This window comes from Paenibacillus terrae (genome assembly GCF_000943545.1).
GTDB classification, from domain to species: domain Bacteria; phylum Bacillota; class Bacilli; order Paenibacillales; family Paenibacillaceae; genus Paenibacillus; species Paenibacillus terrae_A.
In genome coordinates, this window is the sequence record NZ_JTHP01000007.1 from 128,421 (window position 1) to 136,977 (window position 8,557).

Here is an 8,557-nt window from a genome sequence, read left to right on the forward strand (position 1 = left end):
TGTGTACAAAAATACGTACAGATCGGAGTGTGCCCATGAACAAACCTGCATTCACCTCACAGCCTTCATCTACTACTGACGTAGAGCTTGTACCTTACCATTGTGAGCATGATGAAATTTTACATACGTTTTATCTGCCTGAGGATCAGCAGCAGTTTACAGGAATGCCGGATGAAATGCTGGCACTGGCCAAGCAAGACCCCCACCGCCATCCTGTCGTGATTACAGCCGCCGGGAGACCAGTTGGATTTTTCATTTTGTACGATGGAGATGAGTTAGCGGACTATCCGAATACTTCTGAGGCTCTGTTGCTGCGTGCCTTCTCTATTCATTACTCAGATCAGGGACAAGGATACGCCAAAAAAGGGCTGCTTCTACTGCCCCCATATATCTCCGAGTATTTCCCACATATTCGTGAAGTCGTGCTGGGTGTCAACGCCCGTAATCTGCCTGCTCAAAGTCTGTATCTCAAATGCGGCTTTAAAGACGAGGGCGACACCAAGATGGGATCGCACGGCTTGCAGCATATTTTAAAAATGAGCCTGCATAGCTAATCCCTATGCGTCCTCTCTAACAAAAAGCTCCCGGCATAGCACCGGGAGCTTTTATCATTTTATTTCTCCTAACGAGAAGCTTAGCTTGTAATTGCCGTACTGCGTCAGTTCATCAAGCATGGTATTTAGCTCTTCCTGTGACGACATGCGCAAGCGCATCCAGTAACAGCCCTCCCCACTAACCCGATGAATCTCAACAATAGAGGGATGCTTCCGTGCGAATGCCTGGAAAGCACTATGAACGGTTCCCGAATTCAAAAACACCGTAATAAAGGCATGAATGGTCTGCCCCATTTTTTCAGGGTTCCAGCGTAGAGTATAGCCTTCGATGATGCCCGCATCCTGCATTTTTCGAACACGCGCTCCTACCGCTTGGCCCGTAAGATGAACAAGCAGACCAATCTCCTTGTGCGATAAAGAGCTGTCCTCAATCAGATGATGAAGAATGTGCAGATCAGTGTCATCGGGTACGAATAGTTCCATAGCCATTTTTCCTTTCATGATGAAACGAGAATTCTTGTTTTCCTTTCAGCAGGCCATAGCCTGTAGCTTCTTGCATCAGATATGATTGTAACAGAAACAAACAACTGCCGAACATATTCGGCTAAAAATTAATCTGTCCAACTAAAAGGAGCTTCCAAATATGAAAATCACACTGATCCGCAATGCAACCCTATGGTTAGAATATGGTGGAGTAAAATTCCTGATCGACCCGATGCTGAGCGAGCCTGGCATAAATCCGCCTATCCCGAATACGGAGAACGACCGTCGCAATCCGTTGGTTCCCTTGCCGCCACAATGGGAAACGCTCGGACAGCCTGACGTTGTTATCGTTACGCATTTGCACCCGGATCACTGGGACCCGGCAGCAGCGCAATGGCTGGACAAACAGCTCCCTGTCCTCTGCCAGCCCGGAAATGAAGATCAGATCGCCGCTGACGGTTTTACGCAGGTAACTCCAGTTTGGGTGGTTGGTTCTGTGGGAGAAATTGAGATCATACGCACAACCGGGCATCATGGTACTGGGGAAATCGGCGAACAGATGGGCCCCGTATCGGGCTTTGTATTCCAGGCTCAGGGCGAGCCTGCTGTCTATTTGGCAGGGGACACAATCTGGTGCAGTGAAGTGGCAGAAGCTCTCGACAAGTACCATCCGGAGTGGACGATTGTGAATGCCGGAGGAGCGCGGTTCACAGTGGGTGATCCAATTACGATGACAGCGCAGGATGTGACGACGGTTGCGCAATACGCCCCATATACACAAGTAGTGGCTGTCCATATGGAGGCGATCAATCATTGTCTGCTCACTCGAACTGAGCTATCCGAACATATACACAACGAAGGACTGAGTGAGCGTGTGCATATTCCGGTAGATGGAGAAAGCTTATCTGATAAATAAGCTCCGCTAGCCTTAAAAACGAACCAACAAGGAACCTCCAGCATCCACATTTCAAGTGGGACTGGGGGTTCCTTTTATACGACAATGGAATATGAAGCTTAAGCCGATCTTTTGTTTTTGTTGTAAATATCGAAGGCTACCGCCAGCAGCAGCACCAAGCCCTTGATGCCTTGCTGCCAGTCAATGCCCAGACCGATCAGGGACATGCCGTTATTCAGTACGCCCATGACCAAACCACCGATAATCGCTCCGAAAACCGTTCCGATCCCGCCGGATGCCGAAGCCCCACCGATAAAGCAAGCTGCGATAGCATCCAGCTCAAAGTTCGTACCTGCTCTTGGTGTAGCCGCGTTCAGACGTGCAGCGAAGATCAGGCCGGAAATGGCGGCCAGCACGCCCATGTTGACGAATACCCAGAACGTTACTTTTTTCGTTTTGATACCGGATAGACCCGCCGCCTTTTCATTTCCACCCAGCGCATACACATGACGGCCCATAACCGTGCGGTTCATCACGAAGGAGTATACGACGATCAGAATAAACAGCAGAACGAGAATGTTCGGGATTCCCGCGTAGCTCGCGAGCATGAAGGTGAACAGATTGATGACAGCAGCCACCACAATCAGCTTGAGTACAAATAAAGTCTGTGACGGAACCTCGAATCCATATTTAAGCTGGGAACGGCGTTCGCGGAGCTCGTTGACGATAAACCATACCGTGAGCGCAATGCCGACAATGACGGATACCAGATTATAACCGGAAGAAGCGAAATCCGGCAGGAAGCCTGAACTGATTTTCTGGAAGCCATCCGGAAAAGGAGAGATGGATTGACCTTTCAGCACGATCATCGTCAAGCCGCGAAAGAGCAGCATCCCCGCCAACGTCACGATAAACGCCGGAATCCGTACATAAGCGACCCAGAAGCCTTGCCACGCGCCGATCAGCGCTCCGACTACCAAAGATGCAATGACGGCGATCCACGCCGGAAGCTGCCAATCTACCATCATAATGGCCGCAACCGCACCGACAAAAGCGGCTATCGAGCCGACAGACAAATCAATATGCCCCGTGATGATGACCAGCACCATCCCGATGGCGAGCACGAGAATGTAGCTGTTTTGCAGAATCAGATTTGTAATATTAATCGGCTTCAGCAGCAGACCGCCCGTCAGTACCTCGAACAGGATCATAATGACGACCAGCGCAATCATCATGCCATATTGGCGGATGTTATTTTTAAATAGTTTAGTTATGGTTTCCATGCTTCACGCCTCCCGACTTGGTCATATATCTCATCAACGTTTCCTGCGACGCTTCCTCACGGCTAACCTCTCCGGTAATCCGCCCGGCGTTCATGACGTAAATCCGGTCACACAAGCCCAGTACCTCTGGCAGCTCAGACGAAATGACCAGCACACCCTTGCCTTCAGCGGCAAGTCGATGAATAATCGTATAAATTTCATATTTGGCACCTACATCAATGCCGCGCGTCGGTTCATCCAGAATCAGAATATCCGGCCCGGCAAAAATCCATTTGCTCAGTACCACCTTCTGTTGATTGCCACCGCTCAGGTTGCCTGTTTTCTGTAAAATGCTCGGTGCTTTGATGTTCATGCTCTTCTTCATATCCTCGGCAACGATCACTTCCTCCTGCTCATTGACGACAACGCCTTTCGTCAGCTTGTTCAGGCCGGTCAGCGAAATATTGCGCTTGATATCGTCCATCAGAATAAGGCCATACTCCTTGCGATCCTCGGTCACATAGGCGAAGCCGTTGTTAATCGCGTCTGTTACCGTGTTGTTCTGGATCGGCTTGCCGTCCTTGATCAGTTGACCGGAGATATTGCGTCCATACGATTTGCCAAAAATACTCATCGCCAGCTCCGTCCGTCCCGCTCCCATCAATCCGGCAATACCGACAATTTCACCACGCCGGATGTTCAAATTCACCTGATCCAGCACCTTGCGCTCCGCATGATGCTCGTGATACACCGTCCAATCCTTCACTTCCAAAATAACTTTGCCAATCTCCGCATGGCGCTCCGGGTAACGGCTGGTCAGATCACGTCCAACCATCCCGCTAATAATCCGGTCCTCCGTGACCTGATCTTTTTTCATATCCAGCGTCTCAATCGTCTTCCCGTCCCGCAAAATCGTGATCGAATCCGATACCTTGGCGACCTCATTCAGCTTGTGGGAGATGAGAATGCAGGAAATGCCCTGTCTTTTAAATTCCAGCATCAGATTAAGCAGGTTTTCACTGTCGTCCTCATTCAACGCCGCTGTCGGTTCATCAAGAATGAGCAGCTTTACCTTTTTAGAGAGCGCTTTCGCAATTTCAACCAGTTGCTGCTTCCCGACCCCGATGTTCGTAACCAATGTATTGGGATTTTCGCTTAAGCCGACCTTGGACAGCAGCTCGCGGGTGCCGACAAAAGTCTCTTTCCAATCAATCACGCCGCCGCTGGCGCGTTCGTTGCCCAGATAAATATTTTCCGCAATCGAGAGATACGGGATCAGTGCCAGCTCCTGATGGATAATGACGATACCCAATTCCTCGCTTTGCTTGATATCCTTGAACTCGCATGTTTTACCCTGGAAAACAATATCCCCTTCGTAGGTTCCATGCGGATATACACCGCTCAGTACCTTCATTAGCGTTGATTTGCCCGCACCGTTCTCACCGCACAGGGAATGGATCTCGCCTTCCTTGACCTTGAGATTTACATTTTCCAACGCCTTCACACCGGGAAAGGTCTTGGTAATTCCCTTCATTTCCAAAATGATTCCAGTCATGGGATACACTCCTTTCGGTTTGAATAGCCTGCTCTTATTTCAGTCCGATTTGCTCCTTGGTGTAATAATGGCTGCCGACAATATCCTTCTCGACATTCGTCCGATCCACTGAGATCGGATCAAGCAAATAAGCAGGAACTACTTTTATTCCGTTGTTATACGATTTGGCATCATTCACTTCCGCTTGCTTGCCCTGTAAAATGCTGTTGGCCATCATAACCGTCTGCTCAGCCAGCTTGCGGGTATCCTTGAACACGGTTTGCGTCTGCTCCCCTGCCACAATCGACTTGATCGAGGCCAGCTCCGCATCCTGCCCTGTAATGATCGGCAGCGGCTTGTTCGCTGATCCGTAGCCAACCCCTTTGAGGGATGAAATAATGCCGATGCTGATTCCGTCATATGGAGATAACACCGCGTCCAGATTCTCCCCCGAATAGTAGGCGCTCAGCAGATTATCCATTCGCGACTGGGCCAAAGCTCCATCCCACCGCAGCGTAGCGATCTGCGCCATCGTCATTTGCTTGCTGCGCACAACGAGTTTGCCGGAATCGATGTATGGCTTGAGGACGGACATCGCGCCGTTAAAGAAGAAATACGCGTTGTTGTCATCCGGCGAACCGCCAAACAGCTCCACATTGAAGGGGCCTTTGCCTTCCTTGAGTCCCAGCTTTTTCTCAATATATGACGCCTGTAGCACGCCCACCTGAAAATTGTCGAAGGTCGCATAATACGTCAGATACGGTGTGTTCCGAATCAGACGGTCATAGGAAATGACCTGAATCCCCCGGTCATGTGCCTTCTGGATCACATCCGTCAGCGTGTTACCATCCACGGAAGCAACCACCATGACATTCACGCCCTTGGTAATCATATTTTCAATTTGGGCAATCTGGTTTTCCACCACGTCCTCGGCGTACTGTAAATCTGTTTTATAGCCTTGCTCTTGAAAAAGCCGGACCATATTCTCTCCGTCCCCTACCCAACGCTCGGACGATTTGGTCGGCATGGAAATGCCCACATAACCTTTTTCCTTGCTACCCGTTCCACTCTCCGCCAAATTACAGGCTGAAAGCATCAAGGCTAAAACCAGAAGCCAGACGACAACAGCTCCTTTTTTCATATGAAGCTCCCCTTTCCTCATGTGATGCGGGTCATTTAGTGCTGATTAGAGTAGATATTAGATAGCGCTTACAATAGAGTGGCGATGAACGCCTCTCCTTTTTTTATGTGCAACCACATGGTATCATTCCAAGCCGGGAAAGGTCTTTGCTGGTTTTGAACTTTTTTTATAAAATTTTAACCTTTGTGTGGGGGGGAGAGGGGATTGGATTTGAGGAGAATGGAGATTGTCGGGAGATCGCTCATATATTTTGAAAACACAAAAAGACTTTAGCCTTCTTACGATTGGCAAAGTCTCAATTTGTAGAACCATTAAATCCGCTATCTGAATAATTCACACTTTTATTGACAATTCATCAATGACAGGTACGTGTGGGTCAATAATGTTAGTTATACCCAATAGATAAGAAGACAGGCTTATTCTCTCGTTTGTGTATTCACGAACATGTACTGACTAAGTGCGGTGTTGTCCGCCTGGTCAACTTCCTCGAAATCCATCGGTGTGACCAAGAGACAGCTTGCCGGATCGCGGCGTGAATTTGATGTTATAGGATGTCAGAGACCTCTTCGAAATACAAATTTTTATCGTTTCATCTTTCCTTTATGTTAACTATATTTTGTCTTCAAAGTCTCAATATATTTAGGAGGAATATCAGTAATTTTTGAAATGTCTAACACTTCAATTCCTACCTTTAGGGCATTTCTAGCAATTCTCAAATTATGTTTTACTTTAGTAATCCTATCTTTGAGTAGAATATCTCCAAAGTCTAAATACTCATCAGCTACTTCGCCATCTAAAAAGAATTCTATGTCGTAAGACCGATTTTCTCTTCTATGTAAAATATATTAATAGAGCAAAACACAACTGCTTCCCCAGCGTTAAAACTATACTTGAGGTATATTGCCCGTTCCTCAAGGCTAATAAATTCAACATACAATTTTCCCATAAATGTACTATGGTAATCGTCTTTGTTTTCATCGCGCCATTTCCTATAAGTTGTCCAAAAACCATTCATGGTTCGCTTCATTGCGTTATATTGGCTATCCCAATCAAGTAATATATCTTTGTTCATTTAATCACTTCCTAATACAAAATATATATTCCAATTTTAATAGAATTTTGTTGAATTTCATATATGTTTCGCTGATTTCCGATAACGTTCTTATATACATGAACCCCTAAGGGGTTGTCTGCTGAAATGCTTCTCCGAATTCCTTCCCGCAAACCCAGGCTCCTAAGGAGCCGCAGCTTGAATATTATGTTATATGATGGAAATGCTTCTTCGAGGTTGCTTACTAACCTGCTTTTCACTTCACTTATCTAATTTTTTTCTTTGATTCATCTTTTCTCATGTGTTATCATATTCTTAAATAAAGACCAAGTGCGTCAACACTTGGTCAGTACAATTGGCTTGGATGGTTTATCCCTTCTTAAAGCTTTCGGAATAAAAACCCACCTTTGGCGGTCAACCTTGGGGTGGGTTTTTACTTTCTCTTGTTGTTATTGATGTAAGTTAAAAGTGCAAGAATGAATGTTCCGAATAACAGCATAAGAGTCATCGCATCTTTCACTTCCATGGTTCCACCTCCTTTCGAAGGGAAACCATACCCACCCAAGATTCAATTGTATCTATATTTTACCTGTATTTACATCTGCGCACAAGCGTTCTTATCTGCTTTCTTGTATTTTCTTTCTTTCATCTATATTGCTTTTCATTTCTATCATATAACGTTTCTGTATTCATGAGCCCCGAAGGGGTTGTCTGCTGAAATTCCTCCCCGAAATCCATCCGCAGACCAAGACCAAGGCTCCGAAGGAGCCACTGCTTGAATATTATGTTATACGACGGATTCACTTCTTGAATCTGCCCTCACTATTGATTTTCTTCAGGTACATATTCAATCAAATCAGATAATTGCAGTTAAATGTATCGCATAGCTTGAGTAAGTTTGCAACTTTATTATTTCTATATTCGTTTCCCTATACAGCTTATTAATTGAATTCCGTCCGCCCGCAACTCAGTTTTGGCGTGGTCCTTCCACGTTACTTCGTAAAAGGCATAACAAAGGATGTTTCCTTTGAACTGGGAGTTAGACGATGTTGAATTAAATTCAACCTCTAGATTTTAATTCAATTTGTATTTCATGGGTCTTAAGTTTCCTCTTTCCACCATCGGTTTTAAGATAAACTTCATCTTTGCCAGTAGAAAAAAAGTACTCGGAAGAATATGGGTGAACAGTAACCTCAACAATGTATTTATCTTCTATAACTTTCATATTTTCATCGTATACTTCAACTAATGAAATTGAATATACTTGACTTGGTATAGGCGGAGATATTTGAGAGAGTTTATTGACCACATCTCTTCTTAATTTATCTCTTTCACTATATTCAAGCCTTACACCCGTAACAGTCCTATCATCACTAATTCCCCATAAAATTTTACCAATTATATTCCTCTTAATATTTAGATACGCTACAACATATTGATCTACAGTACTTAAAATCGAATCAATTGAATTTATTCCTTTAACTTCTTTAAATTCCATATCAATGTTTTCTTCAAACTCAACTTTTGAATTCAAAACATATTGAACTATCTTGTTTTTGGTTCTAGAGGAATCCGATAATTGTTTCCTGCTAAATAAAAAAGAGTCCCAAAAATCATACTTAAATCAGTCGTCGTGT

General features: G+C 45.5%; 9 protein-coding genes and 1 pseudogene. 2 read left to right on the plus strand and 8 right to left on the minus strand.

From position 1 onward, the window contains the following. The first annotated feature begins 35 nt into the window (after positions 1-35). Positions 36-554, plus strand: a complete 519-nt coding sequence (locus QD47_RS06120; protein WP_044645278.1) for a GNAT family N-acetyltransferase — start codon at positions 36-38, stop codon at positions 552-554. A 54-nt stretch (positions 555-608) separates the two neighbouring features. On the opposite strand, the gene QD47_RS06125 is transcribed toward QD47_RS06120, so the two are convergent. After that, a complete protein-coding gene (locus QD47_RS06125) occupies positions 609-1,037 on the minus strand; it encodes an Lrp/AsnC family transcriptional regulator (protein ID WP_044645279.1) in 429 nt (142 codons plus the stop codon). 160 nt (positions 1,038-1,197) lie between these two features. Between QD47_RS06125 and QD47_RS06130 the strand changes: the two genes are divergently transcribed. Then, the gene (locus QD47_RS06130) at positions 1,198-1,953 is read left to right on the plus strand and encodes an MBL fold metallo-hydrolase (protein ID WP_044645280.1); all 756 of its coding nucleotides are present in this window, start codon (positions 1,198-1,200) and stop codon (positions 1,951-1,953) included. A 98-nt stretch (positions 1,954-2,051) separates the two neighbouring features. Here QD47_RS06130 and mmsB read toward each other — a convergent pair whose 3' ends face one another. The 7 genes and pseudogenes from mmsB to QD47_RS06155 all read right to left on the minus strand — a co-directional run bounded on the left by mmsB (position 2,052) and on the right by QD47_RS06155 (position 8,454). Next, entirely contained in the window at positions 2,052-3,215 is a 1,164-nt protein-coding gene (gene mmsB / locus QD47_RS06135) for a multiple monosaccharide ABC transporter permease (RefSeq protein WP_044645281.1), read from the minus strand. Continuing rightward, the gene (gene mmsA / locus QD47_RS06140; protein WP_044645282.1) at positions 3,199-4,749 is read right to left on the minus strand and encodes a multiple monosaccharide ABC transporter ATP-binding protein; all 1,551 of its coding nucleotides are present in this window, start codon (positions 4,747-4,749) and stop codon (positions 3,199-3,201) included. The genes mmsB and mmsA overlap by 17 nt, the downstream gene beginning before the upstream one ends. 34 nt (positions 4,750-4,783) lie before the next feature. After that, positions 4,784-5,869 (minus strand): multiple monosaccharide ABC transporter substrate-binding protein, encoded by a 1,086-nt coding sequence (chvE, locus tag QD47_RS06145; RefSeq protein WP_044645283.1) that lies wholly within the window; start codon positions 5,867-5,869, stop codon positions 4,784-4,786. Between the two features lie 805 nt (positions 5,870-6,674). Further along, positions 6,675-6,941, minus strand: coding sequence for a hypothetical protein (locus QD47_RS06150; protein WP_044645284.1), 267 nt, complete (start codon positions 6,939-6,941; stop codon positions 6,675-6,677). A 412-nt stretch (positions 6,942-7,353) separates the two neighbouring features. Beyond that, on the minus strand, positions 7,354-7,446 hold the full coding sequence (comI, locus tag QD47_RS31470; protein ID WP_007431380.1) for a competence inhibitor ComI: 93 nt from the start codon (positions 7,444-7,446) through the stop codon (positions 7,354-7,356). A gap of 296 nt (positions 7,447-7,742) precedes the next feature. Next, positions 7,743-7,875, minus strand: a pseudogene (locus QD47_RS32955) (helix-turn-helix domain-containing protein); the annotation flags it as partial. Positions 7,876-7,980: 105 nt separating this feature from the next. Beyond that, positions 7,981-8,454 (minus strand): ATP-binding protein, encoded by a 474-nt coding sequence (locus QD47_RS06155; protein WP_235332197.1) that lies wholly within the window; start codon positions 8,452-8,454, stop codon positions 7,981-7,983. Positions 8,455-8,557 lie beyond the last annotated feature (103 nt).

Excerpts from the sequence above, each read along its gene's own strand:
- QD47_RS06120 (WP_044645278.1), top strand. The coding sequence starts at position 36 with ATGAACAAACCTGCATTCACCTCACAGCCTTCATCTACTACTGACGTA.
- QD47_RS06125 (WP_044645279.1), bottom strand. The coding sequence starts at position 1,037 with ATGGAACTATTCGTACCCGATGACACTGATCTGCACATTCTTCATCAT.
- QD47_RS06130 (WP_044645280.1), top strand. The coding sequence starts at position 1,198 with ATGAAAATCACACTGATCCGCAATGCAACCCTATGGTTAGAATATGGT.
- mmsB (WP_044645281.1), bottom strand. The coding sequence starts at position 3,215 with ATGGAAACCATAACTAAACTATTTAAAAATAACATCCGCCAATATGGC.
- mmsA (WP_044645282.1), bottom strand. The coding sequence starts at position 4,749 with ATGACTGGAATCATTTTGGAAATGAAGGGAATTACCAAGACCTTTCCC.
- chvE (WP_044645283.1), bottom strand. The coding sequence starts at position 5,869 with ATGAAAAAAGGAGCTGTTGTCGTCTGGCTTCTGGTTTTAGCCTTGATG.
- QD47_RS06150 (WP_044645284.1), bottom strand. The coding sequence starts at position 6,941 with ATGAACAAAGATATATTACTTGATTGGGATAGCCAATATAACGCAATG.
- comI (WP_007431380.1), bottom strand. The coding sequence starts at position 7,446 with ATGGAAGTGAAAGATGCGATGACTCTTATGCTGTTATTCGGAACATTC.